Origin of the sequence: [Flexibacter] sp. ATCC 35208, from assembly GCF_001975825.1 — a bacterium.
Taxonomy (GTDB): domain Bacteria; phylum Bacteroidota; class Bacteroidia; order Chitinophagales; family Chitinophagaceae; genus Chitinophaga.
In genome coordinates, this window is the sequence record NZ_MTKN01000026.1 from 1 (window position 1) to 20,649 (window position 20,649).

Annotated in this window: 16 protein-coding genes; 3 read left to right on the forward strand and 13 right to left on the reverse strand. The window is 43.1% G+C overall.

Annotation, left to right across the window (positions count from 1 at the left end):
* On the reverse strand, positions 1–4,502 hold a 4,502-nt coding region (locus tag BW716_RS17310), incomplete at its 3' end, for a tandem-95 repeat protein (RefSeq protein WP_143708889.1).
* A gap of 339 nt (positions 4,503–4,841) precedes the next feature.
* Entirely contained in the window at positions 4,842–5,210 is a 369-nt protein-coding gene (locus BW716_RS17315; RefSeq protein WP_083724226.1) for an STAS/SEC14 domain-containing protein, read from the reverse strand.
* A gap of 309 nt (positions 5,211–5,519) precedes the next feature.
* On the opposite strand from BW716_RS17315, the gene BW716_RS17320 reads away from it, so the two are divergent.
* Positions 5,520–6,536 (forward strand): endo alpha-1,4 polygalactosaminidase, encoded by a 1,017-nt coding sequence (locus tag BW716_RS17320; RefSeq protein ID WP_083724228.1) that lies wholly within the window; start codon positions 5,520–5,522, stop codon positions 6,534–6,536.
* A 110-nt stretch (positions 6,537–6,646) separates the two neighbouring features.
* On the opposite strand, the gene BW716_RS17325 is transcribed toward BW716_RS17320, so the two are convergent.
* From BW716_RS17325 to BW716_RS17365, 9 genes are all read right to left on the reverse strand, one after another.
* Entirely contained in the window at positions 6,647–6,985 is a 339-nt protein-coding gene (locus BW716_RS17325; protein WP_083724230.1) for a TfoX/Sxy family protein, read from the reverse strand.
* Between the two features lie 13 nt (positions 6,986–6,998).
* Complete coding sequence (locus tag BW716_RS17330; protein WP_083724232.1) at positions 6,999–7,931, reverse strand: nitrilase family protein; 933 nt, start codon at positions 7,929–7,931, stop codon at positions 6,999–7,001.
* Positions 7,932–7,959: 28 nt separating this feature from the next.
* Complete coding sequence (locus BW716_RS17335; RefSeq protein ID WP_083724234.1) at positions 7,960–8,682, reverse strand: helix-turn-helix domain-containing protein; 723 nt, start codon at positions 8,680–8,682, stop codon at positions 7,960–7,962.
* 54 nt (positions 8,683–8,736) lie between these two features.
* Positions 8,737–9,282: a cysteine hydrolase family protein gene (locus tag BW716_RS17340; protein WP_083724236.1), complete on the reverse strand. Its 546-nt coding sequence runs from the start codon at positions 9,280–9,282 to the stop codon at positions 8,737–8,739.
* Positions 9,279–10,496: an MFS transporter gene (locus tag BW716_RS17345; RefSeq protein WP_083724238.1), complete on the reverse strand. Its 1,218-nt coding sequence runs from the start codon at positions 10,494–10,496 to the stop codon at positions 9,279–9,281. The genes BW716_RS17340 and BW716_RS17345 overlap by 4 nt, the downstream gene beginning before the upstream one ends.
* A gap of 64 nt (positions 10,497–10,560) precedes the next feature.
* Complete coding sequence (locus tag BW716_RS17350; RefSeq protein WP_083724240.1) at positions 10,561–11,133, reverse strand: TetR/AcrR family transcriptional regulator; 573 nt, start codon at positions 11,131–11,133, stop codon at positions 10,561–10,563.
* A gap of 54 nt (positions 11,134–11,187) precedes the next feature.
* A complete protein-coding gene (locus BW716_RS17355) occupies positions 11,188–14,262 on the reverse strand; it encodes an AsmA-like C-terminal region-containing protein (protein ID WP_083724242.1) in 3,075 nt (1,024 codons plus the stop codon).
* Positions 14,263–14,358: 96 nt separating this feature from the next.
* Positions 14,359–15,198: a TIGR02452 family protein gene (locus tag BW716_RS17360; protein ID WP_179091169.1), complete on the reverse strand. Its 840-nt coding sequence runs from the start codon at positions 15,196–15,198 to the stop codon at positions 14,359–14,361.
* A complete protein-coding gene (locus tag BW716_RS17365; RefSeq protein ID WP_083724246.1) occupies positions 15,198–16,316 on the reverse strand; it encodes an acyltransferase in 1,119 nt (372 codons plus the stop codon). The genes BW716_RS17360 and BW716_RS17365 overlap by 1 nt, the downstream gene beginning before the upstream one ends.
* A 94-nt stretch (positions 16,317–16,410) precedes the next feature.
* On the opposite strand from BW716_RS17365, the gene BW716_RS17370 reads away from it, so the two are divergent.
* On the forward strand, positions 16,411–17,478 hold the full coding sequence (locus BW716_RS17370) for an acyltransferase (protein WP_083724248.1): 1,068 nt from the start codon (positions 16,411–16,413) through the stop codon (positions 17,476–17,478).
* 142 nt (positions 17,479–17,620) lie between these two features.
* On the opposite strand, the gene BW716_RS17375 is transcribed toward BW716_RS17370, so the two are convergent.
* Positions 17,621–18,073: a hypothetical protein gene (locus BW716_RS17375; protein WP_083724250.1), complete on the reverse strand. Its 453-nt coding sequence runs from the start codon at positions 18,071–18,073 to the stop codon at positions 17,621–17,623.
* A gap of 269 nt (positions 18,074–18,342) precedes the next feature.
* Here BW716_RS17375 and BW716_RS17385 point away from each other — a divergent pair, with 269 nt between their 5' ends.
* Complete coding sequence (locus tag BW716_RS17385) at positions 18,343–18,954, forward strand: hypothetical protein (protein WP_083724254.1); 612 nt, start codon at positions 18,343–18,345, stop codon at positions 18,952–18,954.
* A gap of 71 nt (positions 18,955–19,025) precedes the next feature.
* On the opposite strand, the gene BW716_RS17390 is transcribed toward BW716_RS17385, so the two are convergent.
* A complete protein-coding gene (locus tag BW716_RS17390; RefSeq protein ID WP_083724256.1) occupies positions 19,026–20,561 on the reverse strand; it encodes a hypothetical protein in 1,536 nt (511 codons plus the stop codon).
* Positions 20,562–20,649: the final 88 nt, after the last annotated feature.

The following is a 20,649-nucleotide window of genomic DNA, read 5'->3' on the forward strand; positions in this document are numbered from 1 at the left end:
CCATCGCTTACTGTTACTGTGAAGCTATCCGCACCATTATAATTAGTAGCTGGAGTGTAAGTATATGTACCATCACTATTCACCACTACCGTACCATGTGCAGGATCAGTAGCCTTGGTATAAGTCAGTACATCGCCATCTACATCTGTGCCTGTTACCTGGCTGGTCAGCGCTACATCTTCATTCGTTTCTTCTGTAAACGTGCCTCCTACCGGTGCATCATTTACTGGATGTACCGTAATATTTACAGTAATTGTACCTGTCCCACCATTACCATCACTTAAAGCAATTGTGAAACTATCCGGACCATTATAATTAGTAGCCGGTGTATAAGTATAAGTACCATCACTATTCACCACTACCGTACCATGTGCAGGATCAGCTCCTTTTGAATATATCACCGCATCACCATCCACATCCGTAGCAGTTACATAGCCATTCAATGCCACATCCTCATTCGTATCTTCATTCGTATCCGGACCAGATGGATTATCATTCACCGGATTAATAGTGATATTCACCGTAATCGTTGCTGTGCCACCATTACCATCACTTACCAGTACCGTGAAACCATCCGTTCCATTATAATCAGCAGTCGGAACATATGTATAAGTACCATCTGTATTCACCGTCACCGTACCATGCGCAGGATCTGTGCCTTTGGTAAATGTCAGGACATCGCCATCTGCATCTGTCGTACTTACACTGCTGTCCAACGTAACATCTTCATTAATCGTATTATTTACAGTGGCATCTACAGGATTATGATTCACCTTCTTCACCGTAATATTTACTGTAATGATGGAACTACCACCATGACCATCACTCACCGTCACTGTAAACACATCTGTACCGATATAACCTGTAGTCGGTATATATTGATATGTACCATCACTATTCACTGTCACCGTACCATGAGAAGGATTAGTCAATAAAGTAAATGTAACCGCATCTCCATCCAGATCTGTAGCCGTTACGTTACTATCCAGCTCAGTATCCTGATTTGTTTCTTCATTCGTATCAGGCCCCGTCGGCGCATCATTCACAGCTGTAATACCCAGGGAAATCGTACCCGTAGCCGTCATTGTACCACCACTTCCGGTATTCCCATTATCAGAAATCGTCACCGTAATCACCTCTGAAGCCGGAGGCGTATGTGAAGCAGAATAGGTCAGGTTACCACCTGAAATATAACTATTGATAGCAGACAATGTACCGGACAACGTAATACTTCCACCAGTTCCCGTCACCGTCACACCCGCTACTGTAGCAGTATTGAACCAGCCCGTCGGCACAGTAAAGGTTACTGTTATTGTACCCGTACCCGCATCCACATCTGCAAATGACACATCCTTCAATGAAGCAGGAGTATCTTCTGTCACCGCCAGACCCGTAGGCAGGGAAATAGTCGGTGCATCATTGACAGGTGTAATATTAATCGTCATGGTCGCTGCCGTGGTCGCATAAGATGTACCATCAGAACCATTCCACTGGAAGGATGTCGTACCATTCCAATTCGCTGTCGGCGTAAATACAATCTTAGCCAGATCTGCCGCTGCTATTTCCTGCCCTGCAGTAATAATGACTCCATTCAGCTTGAAGCTACCATTCTGTGGCAAACTTACTATCTTAATCTTTGACAATGCCGTTCCATCAGGATCAGTATATACACTGGTAAAGTTCGCTGCTGTAAAAGTTAATGGATTATCTTCTGCCGCTGATACACTATTATCCGATACAGTCGGTAGGTTGTTCACTACCGCCGATACCGTGAATGTATATGTTGCACGATCCGTATTACTATCATCATTCGTGATACTAATTACGGCTGTGTAAGTACCAATCGCATGTGATGCCGGATCGAAGGTCACTGTAAAACCAAGACCGGAACCACTTGTGATCGATGTACCAGTAGGCTGTGAAGTCACACTAAAACCAGCATCTCCACTGATTGCTACAATAGGAGTACCCGTCAGTGTGATCGTACCTGTACCTATGTTCTGTACAATAAAGGTATTACTCACCAACCCACCTGCTGTCGTCAACACGCCGTAGTAAGTACCATCGGTTGCGGAAGTCGTCGTCTTGTTGTCTGCAATGGAAGAACCATTACCTGTTACATTGACTCTCGGAGAGGTTAATATATATATACTAGTGGTTGACGAAGGCCCCGTTTCTTTACCATCATTCAATGCGATCGTGATGGTACGGGTCGTAGTCGTCGGCGAAGCCTTTGTATTCATGTACTGAATCAGCTTCAACGCCTCTGCATAAGCTGCAGCAGATGCCACACCAGATAAAGTAATCGTTGTTGTATTTGCACCGCTAATGGTAATGCCTGAAGGCAGTGTACCATTCAGTATCAGGTATTCTGATGTACCATCCAGGTTATTCGTCAATGTGATTGTCGCGCTGGAAATATTATCACCATCCGGATCTGTCACCGTTACATCATTGTCAGTCACATTGGCACCAGTCGTGCTGCCCGCTGCAAAGTAATTGATATAATTCTTTGTGGTGGCGCCAGAACTGCTATCTGCATCCAGGTTTACCACCGGACAGTTATTCACCGCAATCTGAGCAGTGATCAGGTTATTGTCGTAATAACATTCTTTGTAAGTACTGTTCTGATTCGCCAGACTTGATAATGTGAAAGGCGTACCTACTGCATGCCCTACTCCACCACTTACATATGAACCATTATCGTTCAGGATCATCGTCAGCGGAATATTCACATTGCTGAAACTGCTAAGGTCCAGGTTAAAATCAGTGGTACGGCACTCTCCCTGTGGTATATCCTCACTGAATGTACCTGTATATATTAATATCGCAGCAGGATCTGTGGTCGGATCACCGGAGTAAAAAGACACCGGCATGCCACCATTGCTATTACCAGCACCTGGGTTACATACGTTCACAGATGCCTTTACAATATTACAGGAACTCCCTTTCGAGAAAGTAATTCCTGTAGTACTAAACGCCACATCCGGACGTGAACCATAATAATCACACGAAAGCAGGAACTGGTAACTCGGGTTAGCCAGACCTGTTTTATTGATGACGGTCAGTTTACTCTTGTCGGAAGACAAAAAGAAACTGATATCATATACTCCACCTGAGGAGTTCTTGAACCCAACTGTTCCCGAAGCAGTACGTGTACTGGTACTATCCAGCGGCACATCTTTAAAGGCATAGTTGTCATCCCTTCTGATTGTACCACTTAGACCCACCTGCTGGTAAAAGTAACCGGTTACTGTCCCTGCTGTCAGGTCTATATAGCCGTAGGCCGCCAGTGAGTTTTCATTGCTCTCCCTGTCAGTATTTACAGCATTACCAGTTTCATTAAAATATATAAAGTTAGTCCCTGAAGGAATGGTAAATGTACGCTTCGCACCCCAGGTATAACTACCATCCAGAATGGCTGAGATGTCAGAATCAATAAACTCTGTACTCATACCCAATCCTACACGGGAGTAAAATTCTATTACATACGCATCATCAAAGTCTCTGGCATAGTTCGCATCTCTCTTTATAATCAGGTTCCCCCCGGATACATAAATCGTAGGATCATATACACCCACACCGCCTGCCAATACTCTCTTACTGGAATAATCACCAGCAATGACGCCGGATGATAACATGCTGGCGGTAGCAGTAGCCGACTTATTATTGATAACATAGGTAGATCTTCTGTCTACAGAACCTCCATTTGCCAATGTCACAAAACCATCCAATGTACCGGCTGTAAGGTCAATACCAAAACGCATATTAGCATACCCTTCTTCCGTACCGGATGTTGAATTCAGGTCGCTATAACTGGAGTTTGTACCCTTGGCCGAAATCATAACAATTTCAGCACCGGAAGGAATGGGAATACTCAAATCGGTATTCGTCGTCGTTGTTCCGTGCAGCAAAGCCCTGATCTGTGGTTCCAGCGGACTAAGCGAGTTGTTATAAGGCGACAGGTATTCTACATAATAAGAGGAGTGAGTAGCTGTTGCATTTTCTGTAATAGTCAGCGTAGATCCTGAGATGGAAAACTTCACATTGTTCAGGTAAGGCGTCGCATCCCCGATTTTACTGGACTGCTTAATGGTATCGCCCAGGGCCACATTCTTCCATCCATATACGTTGGTACCAGAACCATCGGTATTGGTATTCTTCGCATAGTTTACGTAACCGGAAGATGTAGCATTGCCCACATCAATGATTGCATTAATGGTGATGAAGTCCTCATCTCCCTGATCATAATCGGAGGCCCCGGTGGTGATACCTGTTTCGGAAGAAACATACACCGCGATGGATTTAGTCCCGGTCGGAATGGTAAAGGTGGGGGCTGCGCCTCCGGGAGCTCTGTATTTGGCTTCTATGCCTAATACGTCGGCTCTTTTACCGCCGCTTGGACTACATGGACTGTAAGGTAACTGGGCCTTTGCCAGAAACGGGAACGCTATTAAGCAGATGCAAATGCTTAACGCTACTTTAATGAAATTTTCTTTCATAGGTATGCGAAAAAGTGCGCGGACGTGAAGCCAGTGATTTCATAGATTTCAGGTGAGTATTGTACCATGGAAGTGGTCAAGACATACCTTGGCCCAAAGAAAATACGGGTGACGAATTAGACCTCACGAACAATGCGAATTTTTACTGAACAATGCGTTTTTTGATAAATGCAACCCATAATTTTCGTACGGATTACGGGCTTTACATTTACCTAAGGGACAAATATATAAATATTTGTCGTATATATTTAAAAAATAATTTCAGATAATGTTTGATTTATAGCGAGTAAGAGGATTTACTACCACTGGAAAAAGATCTGCCTGTAAATGCTCATAGAATTACTTACCTGTTGATACCCAATGCACTGCTTCGGAAAACTGCTCCGCCCCAAATCCCTTGAATGTACCAGGTACGAATATGCTGAACACGTCGGTAAATTTATTCAGGAAATCAGAACCCGATACGATCGCAACCCTGTTCCATTTTGAAATCTCCATGATGCCGAGTAATGCATCTTGTAACCAGGCTCCCATGGTCCAGTTTTTTAACGGGGTTTCTATGATCATCAGATAATTGAGTTCGCCGGTACGACTGACCAACTCCCTCACTACCGGATCTACGATGTTGAGAAAATTGTCCTGCGTAACTTCGCCGGTGGCTTTAAAGCCGACCATATTGTTGGGCATGGATGGAAGGATCTCTATCATTGCTTTCTTTTACTACCTGTGGTACAAAAGTCTTGCCTACATTTGTTGTATGACAAAGACACACACCATACAGGAATAGATATGCAGGACCTGGACCGTGAAATCAACATAATTTAACTGGACCCATCTGAATCATTTAAACAGTTTTACCACATTTAATAACAATGAAACATACGGGAGTAGCCACTGCTATGAAAAATCATGCGCAGACTGGCGACTAATTATTTGTTAAAACACCTACTCACCCACTTGTATGTGGCTAAAGGGTAAAAAAAATTTAATATAATTTTGATCTATAACCATATTTTCATGAGACCTATACTTTTGATTCCATTTGCGCTATTTGCCTTAAGCGCCTGTAGCAAGAACAATGATACTGATACCACTTCAGGATCCAACAATGACAGCGCCGCTGTCGACACCGCCACCAGCGATTACAAACAATCTATGCGTGACTTTGTGATTGGCATCAGCAAGTATGCCAAAGCAGCACATGCCGGGTTTATTGTAGTACCACAGAATGGTATTGAACTGGTAACTAAGAACGGAGAAAGTACCGGTACTCCGGATACCGCCTATCTCAATGCCATCGATGCTAACGGTCAGGAAGATCTGTACTATGGGTATAATGACGATGATGTAGCCACCCCTGCTTCTACTATCAATTACCTGAACCCCCTGCTGAAAATTTCGAAAAATGCAGGGAATACCATCCTCGTTACCGATTATTGCGCTACGCATTCCAAAATGACGGATTCTTATACTAAGAACAACGCACAGGGGTATATTTCCTTTGCAGCTGACTCCCGCGGACTGGAAGATATTCCGGCTTTCCCATCTCCCATTTATGCAGAGAATACCACAGCTGTGACAAGCATTGGTCAGGCAAAGAACTTCCTCTACCTGATTGATCCGGCAAGTGGGTATAATTCTAAAACCGCTTTTATCAATGCAGTAAAAGCAACGAATTATGACTTATTGATTACTGATCTGTATTTTGATGGCAGCGCATTTACAGCTGCTGAACTCGCAGAACTGAAAAAGAAAGCGAATGGTGGTTCAAGACTGGTGATTTCTTATATGTCTATTGGAGAAGCTGAAGATTACAGGTATTACTGGCAGACCAGCTGGACAAAGACAAAACCAGGCTGGTTAGATGCTGAAAATCCTGACTGGCCGGGGAATTACAAAGTGAAGTACTGGTATAGCGACTGGCAAAAAATCATTTATGGAAATGATAGCTCTTATACCAAAAAGATACTGAATGCAGGATTTGACGGGGTGTACCTGGATATTATAGATGCATTTGAGTATTACGAAAAATAACCTGCTTAACAGGATATATCAAAAATAAATGAAACTCCTGAGAACCGCATAAATGGAAACCGGGCTCCACATTCAAAAAATAGGAGGGTGTATCTTACTTTTACACCCTCCTATTTTTTCTTCTTCTTAGCCGATTTCGCATTAGGATTGTGTTCCAGCGCCAGTTCAATCCAGTAATCAAACTCCGCCTTTGTTCTCATCCCCGTTTCATCTACCAGCACATATCCTTTCATAGGGCGATTGAACTCCATTTGCCTGCAACCATTTCGCTCCAGCGCTTCATGCTCCTTTGCCGGATCGATCCGCACCATCATATCTCCCTTGTAAACCCCTACCAGGATCTTATCATTATACATGAAGGTTAATCCTCCCATCATACGGATTTCTTTTAAATTGGAGAGGTCTTCAAGCCGTTCGCGAATACGGTTTGCCAGTATATCATTATCCATGTAGGAAAGATAATTATTTTTCCGGGGTCAGCCATACGACCTGTTGGGAAGAAACATGTTCCCCACCAATTATATCCCTGTACAATTCCGGTCTTCTTGCCTGCAAATAACGATGCCCTCCTGCCTGTGTCAGTTTTTCTTTTGTAAGCAGTGCTGTCGCCATATCATTATCAAGTGCACGACATGCTGCAATGATATCGCCGAAAGGATCGAGAATCATGGAACATCCATTTTTGAGCTGGTCATCGTCCATGCCAATCGCATTGGCAAAGATGCAATATACCCCGTTGTCATACGCCCGGGCTGGCAACCATTTCATGAGCCATTTGCGGCCTTTTAAGCCGTCGAATTCTATGCGGAGACTCGTTGGGTCGCTTAACCTGTTCTCCCACAATTCCGGGTCTACAAAGCCCGCTCCCGGACGAGTGGAAGGCGTGCACATGGTAACATGTGGCATCAGGATGATTTCTGCACCCAGCAATCTCGTGGCCCGCACATTTTCAATTATATTATTATCATAGCAAATCAGCATACCGATCTTCCAGCCATGGAGGTCGAATACACAGTATTCATTCCCCGGTGTGAGGTGAGGGTTAATGAAAGGATGTAGTTTTCTAAACTTAGCCAACAGGCCGGTTTTGTCTACACACACGTAGGCTTTGTAAATATGATCTCCTTCTTTTTCAAATAAACCTGCGGCAATGGCAATGTTGTATTTGCGGGCTATTTCAATTAAGGCATTGATAGAAGGCCCGTTCGGTATCGGCTCCGCCAGTTCCCATAATTGTTCCCGCGATAAATGACGGGCAAAGGTATACCCGGTGATGGAGCACTCATGAAATACAATGAGATCAGATCCGGCCGTAGCTGCATATTTTTCTATGACGGAAAGGTTGTACCCCTTATCCCCACTGCGATGTTCAAATTGTACGGTAGTGACTTTCATGCCACTAAGGTACCGTCTCACCCAAAACTTAAATTGTACAATTCCGACTTAGGAAGTTACTCGCCAAAGGGTAGTTATTATGCAGGTAATGGCGGGGCGTTAAGCCTGTGAGCTTTTTAAAATCCTTGATGGCATGTGACTGATCACAGTACCCATTTTCAAAGACCAGTGGGGTTATTCTTTTATTCTTATGAAGGGACTTCAAAAAAGTATGCGTCCTTACGATATTACAATACTTAGCAGGACTAATTCCCACACTTTCTTTAAACCGTCTTTCCAGCTGCCTTTCCTGATAACCCGTAAAGACCTGTAACTGTGGAATGGAAAGCTGCCCCTTTTGCTGATCAATATAATCTATAGTAGCCTGTGTTAGCGAGCAGGTATGGGGCTGCAATGAGCTGAAGAATTCATTGACATCTTCTCTGGCAGGCGGCTTTTTGAAAATCAATGAGAGATCAATAAACTGGTCTTTCAGTGCTGTAGCAGGAATACCCGTCAGGGCGTGCAACCCATAAGGCCGGAATACCACTATCAATAACGATCCTGAGTAATATAGATCTTTGTAATGCGTGACCTGCCCGTATGCAAAAGCAGGAGGTAAATAATTGCCTTCCAGGATGATCTCGCCATCGCAGAATACTATACCCGGGTTGCCATCAGTGAAAAAACGAATAGGTGTCCGGACAGGATTCTCTATGAATAGATAATGCCGGATAAATGGGCGAAGCGATATGGAAGGCAGCACCTGCATGCTGTAAATATAAAAAAAAGAGGCCACTTCAAAAAAGTAGCCTCTCTAAAATCGTTATTTCCACGCTGCCACTGTGATCACTTCTCCCTGTTTCGGGAAGATCTTCGTCAGCAGGAACTCATGCACCTCCTCTTCCCTGTCAGCGCATCCGTCAGACAATACAGTAATTCGGAAATCTCTATCTGCCGCCTCTCTCAATGTAGACAGCACGACACCACTGGTTGCAATACCTGTCAATACGATATGGTCGATCCGGGATGCTCTCAGTACAACTTCAAGGTCACTGCCGGCGAAAGCACTTACACGGCGTTTTACCGTCACCACCTCATTTTCCTGTGGTGCCAGATCCGGATGTATTTGCATAAAATCTTCCGGCTTTACATGGCTCACCATTTGCTTTGCTGCCATAAAACCCATGTTGTTTTCACTGATCTCGGGAGCGCCGGGTCTGAAACCTACGACTACATAAATCACCGGGATACCTTTGTTCCGTGCACTGGCTATAGCACTGGCCACGCTGCTTGTTACCGCAGCGCCATTGGGGATCATGCCCAGCATCGCTGTCTGCATGTCCATTACTAATAAAGCGGTGTTACTCATTGCTTTGTTTTGAGATAGTTTGAAAATATAAATGCTGTGACCAGGGCAATACCACCCTGTATCAACATGGTCGTCGGTGCTGATATTTTTTGTGACGCAGTACCTGCTAATAAGCTACCTAATGGCAGCATGCCAAAGTATGCCATGGCGATATAACTCATCACTCTTCCACGCATATGTGCCGCTGCTTCTACCTGTATAATGGTGATACTGGCCGTCATGGGTACCAGCGATGCCACACCAATAATTACAGCAAAAGGAATGGCGGCGTAAAAAGAGGTACAGCGGGAAAATCCAATTAACCCAATCCCCAGTATTACAATACTCACAAGGAGAATACGCATCAGATGGCCACTCTTTTTCAAAGAAGCTAAAAATAAACTGCCTGTAATGGAACCTAATCCTATTGCACTGGCGATATATCCAAAGGTGCGGGCATTGCCATGGAAGATAGCTTTTGCAAAGACAGGCATCAATGTATCATATGGCAGTACTAAAAATCCCATGCACATAATTAAGACAATGATGATCCCTATGCGTGGCGTTTCCCGCAGGTATACAAAACCCTCTGATAATTCAGTCAGTGCCTTCTTTTTATGTAATGGCGTTACAAATGGCGGTAGTTTCATTAATAATAAAGACCCAATTACCGCCAGAAAACTCACTGCATTCAATGCAAAACAGGTATGTGCACCATACGCCTGCAATACAATACCTGACAGTGCCGGACCTATTAACCGTGCTAAATTTACCATAGCAGAATTCAGGGCCAGCGCATTCGTGATATCTTCCTTATCCCTGACCAATTCATGCACCATAGGTTGCCGGGCTGGCGTGTCAAATGCATTGACAATACCCAACACCACACTCAGGGATAAGATCTGCCAGATCTGGTAATGGTTGGTCAGGGTAAGGATCGTCAACATTAAAGACTGAACCAGTGAGGCCGTTTGCGTGATCAGCAGGATCTTTCTACGACTATACCTGTCAGAAGCAATCCCCCCTAACAATGAAAATAAAAACGAAGGGAACTGCTGCATAAACACGGCCAATCCCAGCATGTAAGCGGAATGACTAATGGAATATACCACCCAGCTCACTGCTGTTCTCTGCATCCAGGTTCCGATCTGCGAAATGGACTGTCCACAAAAGAACAGGGCGTAGTTCCTGCTACGAAATGCCCTGAAGGCGTTGCTTTTTACAGCTTGTATCATATATATGTTCTATTGACCTTTCGACACTATTTGATAAAGTGTCGAATTAAAGACAAAAAAAAAGCTAGCCCTGAATGGCCAGCATTGTCATACGTACCAGTGCATCGATCGCTGGTTCCATACGCGCATAACTATTTTCTAAATCCATCTCGCGTTTTAACCCGCGCAGACTACTTGTAAATACAAATATAACAGCCGCTTTATCTGCTGTATTGTACCCATCCAACACACGATTAAGGAGTGTCAATTCGTCTACTCTGATCTTCTTTTGAATGACCCTTTTTCGCTGTGTATATTGTGAGAGTTCATCAGCATTCATCCCGGTTTCCAGCATATCGAAGAATATTCTTCTCTTGCGGCCGATCTTGGTTTTGGTAATAGCAAAGGCACGTAGTTTGTCGGCTACTGTATCCGCTTTATCTACCACACGCGCGATCTCGGCTACGATTTCATCGATCTCAGCACCCACTACAGCATCAAAGACTTCGTCTTTGTTCTTATAATAGTAATACAAGGAGCTTCTCCCCTTGCCGATCGCCTTCGCAACATCATCCATGGTTACCTTCTGATAACCATGTTTTTGAAATAGCTGCTGAGCGGCCTGCAGAATCTGCTGTTGTATTATATCCTCTGGCATACCATACAAAGATAAAACTATTTTCGACACTTTGACAAATAGTGTCGAAAATAGTTATTCTTCCTTCCCCTCCTGCAAGTCCATATCCTTGTTCCTACCCAGTTTTACATTTGGATTATGCTGGGTACCCGTCACACTAAACGGAATTCCCCAGATACCTAATGGTGGTAATCCTACACGGCCTTTCAGGTTCAGTCGGCCATCAAAGCTCACCTGGCCCTCAAAGCGGGGACGCATACCTGCTATACGAAGTTTGGTCCTTTCTATGGTAATGATATTATTTGCTATGGAAGTACGGATGTTTACTTCTGACAGACTCGGATCTTTAATATCCTCCTTACCCGTTTTGCTACTTACCGTATTTAATAACTTAAACCCTTTCAGTTTGATCCGCTTCAATGTCAATACCCCCTCTCCTTTCAGCGACGGGTAAGACACCTTCATATTCTCGTCCAGACGGCCATTGATATGATAATCCAATCCCACGATACCACTTGCTGTAGATGCAGAGGTAGCCATGTCATGGAATAACCTGATCTCTTTATAGGCACGTTTGATGTCAAACTCCTTTGCACTGATATGAAAATCGAATTGTGCTCTTTGTGCACTCAGACTCGTATACTGTGCATCCATCACCACTGGTGCATCAATGATATTAAAACCTGTATTACTCATATTCAGCGTACCATTGTCTATAGCCAGCTGTCCATGAAAACGATGCAGGTCGATACTGTTATAATTTACTCTATCAGCAGCTGCATGAATGGTGAGCGATACATTAGCCGGAATGATCACCACACCCGGTACACCGGCAGCAGCATCCGCAGGGTCACTGTTGCTGGTATAAGCTGCCAGTTCATCCACCTGTATATAATGGCTCTTTAGTTCCAGGGCACCTTGTAAATGCTGATCCTTCTGTGTCATGTATCCGATCAGGTTATTGAGGTAACCATCCAGGTGCAGGTCTGATTTTCCATAGTGCACATCGAATTTATCGAACCACATTTTATCATCTGCAAAGCGGAACACACCATCATTAATATGGAAAGGTAATGGGAAGATATCTGCTTTGACAGTCACTCCTTTTACAGTCAGTGATCCTTTGTTATTCAGTTTTGCAAACTGACCCGACATTGCATCGCTTTGTGTACCATGCAGAGACAGGTCTGCTTTGATCATACCATCTACATCATATCCATCCTTGCCCAGTACCTTGTAAATCTTACCCAGGTCGATTGCACCATTTGCTACGATATCATAATGCGGATCATTGAAATTGTCTACAGATGCTTTTAAATGAAAGGCTTGGCCTTCGAATTCAAAAGCCACTGGTTTGATATCAAATCTCAATGCCTGGAAGTTGCCCGTTGTATCAACCAACATTGCATCTACATTGATCTTTTCGATCGGATGCGGGTAATACTTTGTCTTTACCGCGCCATTACTCATTTTCAGGGAAGCCGTGGTGACGGGGAACAAATGCTGTGCTGGTACCCATGGCCCTTTACTGAGAATGTTTACATTCACATCACCCTGCAGGTCAATACCATCGATGGGATAGAATTTCTTCATTTCCTCCATGTGCAGTAAGCCTGTCAGGTTCGCATCGATCTGTGGTGCGAGGGCATTGTTTATTTGCACATGTCCTTTAATGTAATTGCTCAGTGCTTCTGCGTTGATCTTGTTTACATTTAAATGGACATTAGAATAATTGTTATCCTTGCTATAGGCTTCTACTTCAAATCCAATATTTTTGATAGGCTCCTTCACATCTTCAAAGTGCAACGAACCATCGCTGAAAGTAGAATGGAAATCAAAGGCAGGTACACTTACATTCGGCACATATCGGCCATCGGCTGTGAACTTTGCCAGCAGGTGTCCTTTCAGCTTAAATTTATCATAACCAATGGCTTTGGTCCATTGCTCCATATCAATGTCGGCATCCATCTTTGCTTTTACCAGCGGTTTGTTCAGACCGGTGACCTCGATATCCGCATTCAGGTGGCCTTTACCCAGTTGGAATGATAAGGAATCTAAGCTGATATTCAGACGGTCCGGATTCATCTGCGGCATGCGGGTGATGAAATCCAGTCTTAATTTCTCAATCTTGCTGGAAGCGCCTGAACTGGAAATTTCCCCCTCTCTTACTTTTATCTTAAAAGTAAAATCAGGCATCCTGTTCGCATTGGCAAGGTACTTCCCTTTCAGAGAGGCAGAAAGCTCGGCATCCCCCTCAATATCTGTATGTTCCATCCAGGAGAGGTACTTGGCAGGCAGGGCACTGAACAGCGCTTCCAGTGTAGATGCACCGGAGCCTAACTGGAAGTCCATCTCATAACCATTCCGGAGAAAACTGAATTCGCCTTTGAACTGAACGGGTAACTGGTTAATCTTCAGGTCGTTCTTTTCAAATACCAGGTCGAGTGACTTCGTATTGATCCTTGTGATCAGATCACCCTTTAGTTTTTTGGATTGTATATATGGTACGCCTCCATAAGACAGGTCGAATGAATTGATACCAATATGCGAAAAGAGATCAAACTTGTTGGACTTCAGGTTGCCCTTGCCTACATAATTTACATCGTTCGCTTTGATATTCAATGCGAGTGAACGATCGTTGTAGACAATACGACAATGTTCCAGCTGTATCCGATCTATGTGCAGCGATGCACCGCTGGTATCTTCCTTCGTTGCCTTCGCAGGCGCAGTGGATTGATAAATATTGTAGTTAGGCCGTCCATCAGTATCTACCTGCACGTGTACATTTCCTTTTGTGAGGTAGATCTCATTGATCTTTATGGTTTTAGAAAATACGGTAGATAAGTCTACCCCTAATGAAACTTCGGAAGCCACGATGAGCGTATCCGATTCAAAAGGTGCAGACCCTTTCAGACTAAAATCATAGAGGGTGAGTGTTAAAGATGGAAAGTGGTTAAAGAAGGATAATCTGGCCTTCGAGAAATTCAGCTCACTGGTTATGCTATTATTGGCCCAGGTCTTAATTTTGTTTGAAACAGCCTTTGGAAAAAGCAAAGGCAGGATAAATAGCAATAGTAATACTCCTCCGAAAGACAAAGAAATAACTTTCAATGCTTTCCAAGAGGACTTCTTGAATCTGGCACTTAGCATAAAAAGGTATAGGAGCGTTAATTAGGTTTCCGCTTGCGGGCGCAAAGATAGAGATTCTCCAACCTGTTTTTCAAATAATTTTAACACTCCCAGTTTTCAGGTAAAAATTTCCTGGAATGCTTTCATATTCGGCGTCGTAGCACTCTTATCCAAAACTGCAAAAACGACTGATTTAAAGCATTTACTGTACTTTCCTCCGTTTAATAAATAGCTACCGAAATAACGCGCGATATCTTTGGGATCATTTCTAAACACGCCACATCCCCAGGCGCCTAATAAGAGATGTTCGATATTATGATGTGCAAATACGCCCAGTACCCTGTCCATTCTGCGGAGCATGACATCTTCAGTCTGTGCTTTTTCGTGGGGGCGATTATTCAATATTGCACCAACGTTCACAGCAGGACTGTTGATGAACGAGACAGGATAAGGATCCGGCAGCAGTTCGCCGTTATCGTTGCGGAACACGGCTACATCCGGACTCCAGATCATATGATCCGAGTACAGTAGCGTAGGCCTGGCCCTGTTATACTCGTACATCTCAAAATGTTTTGAGAGCGTTGCGTACAATGCAGATGACATGGCGAGACTTTCTTCCTGCGCAACGGCACCTCCCAGAAAACCGCCTCCGGGGTTCTTGGCGGAGGCGAAATTGAGGCAACCGATCTTCTTGTTCTGACGTATCATAGCCGCAGCAGCATCGAGTACCGTGGTGTTAATCACTTCGAATGTGGTTACTTCGTTGGCTGCGGCAGCTTTTTCGGCTACCTCCGGCATGAGGGTGTTGAAGTCATCAGGGGTGTACAATTTGCAATCTTCGAGCATAGTAGCAATGGATGCTTTGATGTTGACAACCTCTTCTTTCACACGATAATAGCCCTGGTCAATGATCTGCAGGGTCTCCTGGGCCTTCTCGGCCCGTGTTGTTTTTTTCATTATGTAATGGATTTCTTTTTCAGCCATGCCCGTACGGGTTCATCATACAGTTTGAGGCTGGCATAACCTACAAAAACGGCTACAGCAAAAGTGAGCAGTGCATAGCCAATGGCTAGTGACGGAGCTACCTGCCTGTTGTCGTAGGCCCATGCGGTGTAAATGTAAATAAATGGGTAATGGGTGATGTAAATTGGGTATGAGATGTCCCCCAGGAATTTGCATACTTTATATTCTTTGGTGCTGTGGGTCTGACCACCTGCACCGAGGTAAACTATCAGGGGAAATACAAATATAATGGCCAGTGCTTCGTACAGGCCATTGGCCCACAAGCGTTCAGCACCACCTATTCTTGGCATGAACAGTACTACTGCCAGCAGGAGACTTGACCACAGGAACGCATTTTTAATACGTTTCGGTTTGGTTACCCTGGCCAGTAATAAACCGCCAAAGAAAGGGAACATCATCCTGATAAATCCAATCTTGATCTGCTCTGGCGTGAGAGACCATCCACCAACAATATCGCCGGCCTGACTGGTAACTGTATAATACATTAATACAGCACCAGAAAGAACGACCAATGCAGTTAATAGTCCTTTGGAAAAACGTCGGATACCTAATCCGTATAAAATATTTGCGATGTACTCGTAAAATAAAGACCAGCCTGGGCCATTCAGCGGATGTAATTCCTGCCAGCCACGGATGTCCATAGAAACGGGTATAGGCAGCAGGGTGAAACCTACGAGCATGGTCAACAATACCTGCCATACAGGCACCGTATGGATCAGGGGAAATACTACAGGGGAATCACTAAAATAAAAGCAGATAGCACCGATGATCATCCCCATGATCACCATAGGCTGCAATCGTTCGAGACGGCGGCGGAAGAAGTTGCCGACAGACATTTTGTGCCAGCGGTCATCGTAAGCATAAGAGATCACGTACCCCGAAAGCAGGAAGAAGAAGTCAACAGCCAGGTATCCATGATTAATGATCTGAGTAAGATGACTAGTAGCATGGGCTTCAAAAATGTGAAAGGCGACAACAATCAAAGCAGCGACGCCTCTTAATCCATCCAGAATCTGGTAATGAGGTTTGGATGGGAGTGGATTTGCATTCATAACGGTATTAGATAAAAGTCGGGGGAAGGTAATAAAAACAGTTTAAAAATTTACAATTTGTAATTCTAAATACGGATGTTTATTTTGGGTAGATATGAAAGGGGACTTACAATCAAAGCAGCATTACGAAATCCTGGATGGCCTGAGAGGCGTTGCGGCTATTGCCGTGGTCACATTTCATTTTATGGAAATCGTCTTTTCGGATTATAGCAAAAACTTTATCGGGCATGGGTTCCTGGCAGTAGATTTTTTCTTTTGCCTGAGTGGGTTTGTGATTGCGTATGCGTATGATAGTCGTATAGGTCGTATGGGATTGAAAGCGTTTTTTACGGCGAGGATCATACGCTTACATCCTCTGGTGGTATTGGGTTCCATATTGGGACTGATTGGTTTTCTCTGGGATCCGTTTGTAGCTCCGCCCGCTGGTTATGGGTTTGGAAAGCTGGCGCTGCTTTTTGTCACATCTATACTAATGATCCCTTATCCGGTGGTGGCAGAGCGGTGGTTTAACCTGTTCAATCTGAATGCCCCATCATGGTCATTGTTTTGGGAGTATGTAGCGAATATAGTGTATGGGGTGGTGTTGTGGAGATTGAATAGGCGGGTGTTGTTAGGCTTGCTGGTCATAGCTGCCGTGGGAATATTGTATGTGAGTCATAGTGCCGGTAACCTGATGGGGGGATGGAGTGGCGGTACTTTCTGGCAGGGTGGTGCGAGGATTGCGTATAGCTTTTTGGCGGGGATGCTGGTATTCAGGTATAAACTGATACTTCGGAATAAATTAGGTTTTTTAGGGTTGTCAGTGATGTTGCTGGCGGCTTTGATGATGCCTTATACAAGTTTTAACTGGCTGGCAGAGGCGTTGGTGGTGATGGTGTATTTTCCGTTATTAATTGCGCTGGGGGCAGGTGCGGGTAAGCATATCGCAACACAGGCGATTTGTAACTTTTCAGGGAAGATCTCTTACCCTTTGTATATGACCCATTATATGGTGATGTTTGCATTTGCGAATTATTTGAACCAGTATAAGCCGGGTACTACGCAGTTGACGTGGATCATTGTGATTGGATTGGTGGTGTTGATAGGGTTTGGGTGGTTAGCAATGGTATTGTATGATATGCCAGTGAGAAAATATTTAACTAACAGGATGAATCAAAAATAAATAAACCTCTTCAGAATTGCATAAAGGACTACTTATCTCCATTAGGTACTCTAATATAAAGAGGCCGTATCAGAAGTAAGATACGGTCTCTTATCTTTTATCAATAATCCGGTAAGTTTTCCACAGCTTCGCTGTGGAAAACTTACCGGATTATTGATAAAATAAATAAACGATAATCATAGGATTTCCCAGAAAACCGAGATAGCATAGAACCAATTCTCGCAATATCATTTGATGATTGTATCGTTGCAGGAAGTTTTGAATATAAGCTAGCCGAATTCCAATTCATTTTAGATAAACTTAAAATTTCAGTTGCAATTGTTTCAAGTGAAGATGGACCATAATGCTTTTTTATGACAAGTGGGGCCGGTATTCCTCGCCCTCCCATAAAATCCCTACCACCTTGTTGCTTAATAGAAGGAGTAGTGCCATGGGTAAAAAGTAATCCTGTGTAAGAATTAACTTCGATGCAGGTTCCTCTGGCTACAGGATACTTATCTATTTCAAATTTTTCATGCACTTGTAAAGAATTAATAAATCGAAGGCTTTCTTCTATATTAATTTCTATCAAGTCTATTACTGGAAAGTTTTTCAACCCATCTAATATACCTTCTTTCTTCTCTTCTGTAAATAAGGTTCTCTTATGAATAACAACTCTTTTAGGTGGTTCATTAGTAGCTTCGACAAATAATTGAGCAGTAGATGTTCCAAACTGGTAGGCATCATTATAAGAAAGGTGTGGTCTTTTATTTCTAACGATTTTAAATTCATTAAAAATATTATATTTTCGTTACCAATTCCAAAAACAACGTCATGAAATAACACAATATTCTACAGAAATATTCTAATCAAATTCTTTTAATTATGGATTTTAGTAAAATATGGGAATTCTTCATACCTGAAAAAAAGACAACCTCTAATAAACTGTTCGTATTATTTATTTTTATCGCAGGTATTATTTTTGTCAATGACATCTTTAGTTTCACTTTTTTTTATCGGATTGATAAAAAGATTGCTATTATTCGTGAGATGAATGCAATTATAAATGATACGCAAGGAGATAGTTCAACTCACAAATCTTTGCTTGAAATGAGAAATGACGTAATAACGCAATCACCTGCAATCATAGGATTTCCTGAATCTGTTTTCAAAAATAACCAGGGGTTAATTCCTTGGCTCTTTTATCTAACAGCCATTCTTTTAAATGCTTTTATTATTATATTCGGCTTCGCATTGGTATTTATGAAGCAGGATAAGAATGAGAGAATGAGTCTCAAAGATTATTTTTCAGTTTTTCCATATTATATAGGGACTACTTTAATAACATTATTTATTTGCTTGATAATTCCTAAATTTCCATTATGGGGATACCTCTTTACTTATATTCTGAATTTTATTATTCATGTGTTACTCTTGCTAGTTATGTTAGCTTATACAACAGGCTCCAATACATCACAAAAGGAGACTGAATCGTAATAAGAGGTGGCACGGTTAAAATAAATGAGAGTCCGCGGCATGGTTAAAATGAATAACCGTAAGCGACACCATTAAAATGAATAAGAATAATTCATAGTGCCGGTATATTCCCTTACAGCGTCTTTTTGCATATAAAGTAACGAGCTGCTTATAGTATGTTTCTTCCCTTTGGGCGTGTAACCGAGTGTCAATCCGGTATTAAAAAGATCGGATTGTGTACTTGCCACCTTGGTGCTATTGTACGTTGTTAATAATGCGACCTTACATGTTTTATTAAAGAATTGCTTGCTGATATTTAAATTGGGACCGAAGAATTCGGTATTGAATCCTGCGGAGGTATTGTAGTAATAGTTGAAAGCTGTTGTGAGTGACATGTCGTGTTTTTTGAGGAGGTAGGTATAACTCAGGTTACCTGTAAAGAAACTGCTCAGGTTATCATTAGCATCGTTTTTGTCGCTGGCATGCTGAAATGAAGTATTGATAGTAATGGCACTGTTGCCTATTCTGTACATGAGCATGCTATTGTAGGTAGTATTTACCTGGTAATAGCCAAGTGTATCTAATGGGTTGGTAAAGTAAGGATCGGCTAGCGGGCGTACGCGGGTGAAGGTGTTGAAGTTGGAGTAGTTTGCGGACATGGTCCAATGATCATTGGGGGTAATGGAGGTGTTGATATTGGCTACCCAGCGGCGGGTATCACTCATTTTTTGATGGTTGAGGTTATTGACTTGCAGACCGGCGTTGCCGGACAGGGTTATTTTCCCTTTCCAAAACTGTAAGGTGGGTGCGATGGTAACATTACGCATGTCGTTCACCACAGTGTAAGCACCTAAGGTGGTGTAATCAGGTGCCACCCGTTCATAGCGGAGTTGAATGGAATAGCTATTAGCAGTATATCCTAAGCCTGCCTGAATCGCATCATAATACAGGTTATTAAGTTGGGAGATGGAATATTCTGCATCAGCAAAAATACGTTTGGTGATATGTTGTTTTATGGCGAATGCGGCGGTCTGATTTTTTGTAATGGCATCTATGGCTGTAGCATCATGAGCTGAATCATCATGGGCTGTAGCATCTTTGGGGATACCATCCTTTGCTGTAAACAACGCTATACTATAACTATTCCCATTGTTTTCATAGCCTATTTTCGTTCCATATCCTTTTCTGTTTAATGCTTTTTCCAATGTACCATACATGGCAGCTATACGCCATTTGCCGGGAGTCAGCTCCACTCCTGCTCCATTGAATACGTGGCCAGCCAATGTGTAATTGGAGAATTGCATACTGGTGGTGCCGAGGTACAATTTTACCCATTTGTAGGACGGGGCAAAACGATATTGGTTAAAAGGTTGGGAATATTGGGTGCCCTGGTTGCTATAGCTGAATGAAAAAGGCATGGCATAACCAAATAGGTTCATATTGATATTGCCATTCAGGTACCAGGCGAATGGGTCACGGCGTTGCGCCATACCAAAAGCTTTGTAAGCGTTGGTGCTGGTATTGATACTACCATTCATGGTAATGCCTTTTTTAACGCCTAGCTGGTCGATGGCCTGTGCGGATGCTTGTTGAACAAACAGGATGGGGATGTAGATTAAGTACCTCATAGGTTAATAGATCACTTTGATAATTTTGCTTATAGTAGATTATAGATCACTTCGATCACTCTCCTCATGGCGGATTAATAAACCACTT

What these genes read in the sequence shown, in the direction of transcription:
- BW716_RS17355 (WP_083724242.1), bottom strand. Translation starts at nt 14,262, where the DNA reads ATGCTAAGTGCCAGATTCAAGAAGTCCTCTTGGAAAGCATTGAAAGTT.
- BW716_RS17350 (WP_083724240.1), bottom strand. Translation starts at nt 11,133, where the DNA reads ATGCCAGAGGATATAATACAACAGCAGATTCTGCAGGCCGCTCAGCAG.
- BW716_RS17370 (WP_083724248.1), top strand. Translation starts at nt 16,411, where the DNA reads ATGAAAGGGGACTTACAATCAAAGCAGCATTACGAAATCCTGGATGGC.
- BW716_RS17385 (WP_083724254.1), top strand. Translation starts at nt 18,343, where the DNA reads ATGGATTTTAGTAAAATATGGGAATTCTTCATACCTGAAAAAAAGACA.
- BW716_RS17330 (WP_083724232.1), bottom strand. Translation starts at nt 7,931, where the DNA reads ATGAAAGTCACTACCGTACAATTTGAACATCGCAGTGGGGATAAGGGG.
- BW716_RS17325 (WP_083724230.1), bottom strand. Translation starts at nt 6,985, where the DNA reads ATGGATAATGATATACTGGCAAACCGTATTCGCGAACGGCTTGAAGAC.
- BW716_RS17345 (WP_083724238.1), bottom strand. Translation starts at nt 10,496, where the DNA reads ATGATACAAGCTGTAAAAAGCAACGCCTTCAGGGCATTTCGTAGCAGG.
- BW716_RS17340 (WP_083724236.1), bottom strand. Translation starts at nt 9,282, where the DNA reads ATGAGTAACACCGCTTTATTAGTAATGGACATGCAGACAGCGATGCTG.
- BW716_RS17360 (WP_179091169.1), bottom strand. Translation starts at nt 15,198, where the DNA reads ATGAAAAAAACAACACGGGCCGAGAAGGCCCAGGAGACCCTGCAGATC.
- BW716_RS17315 (WP_083724226.1), bottom strand. Translation starts at nt 5,210, where the DNA reads ATGATAGAGATCCTTCCATCCATGCCCAACAATATGGTCGGCTTTAAA.
- BW716_RS17390 (WP_083724256.1), bottom strand. Translation starts at nt 20,561, where the DNA reads ATGAGGTACTTAATCTACATCCCCATCCTGTTTGTTCAACAAGCATCC.
- BW716_RS17335 (WP_083724234.1), bottom strand. Translation starts at nt 8,682, where the DNA reads ATGCAGGTGCTGCCTTCCATATCGCTTCGCCCATTTATCCGGCATTAT.
- BW716_RS17320 (WP_083724228.1), top strand. Translation starts at nt 5,520, where the DNA reads ATGAGACCTATACTTTTGATTCCATTTGCGCTATTTGCCTTAAGCGCC.
- BW716_RS17365 (WP_083724246.1), bottom strand. Translation starts at nt 16,316, where the DNA reads ATGAATGCAAATCCACTCCCATCCAAACCTCATTACCAGATTCTGGAT.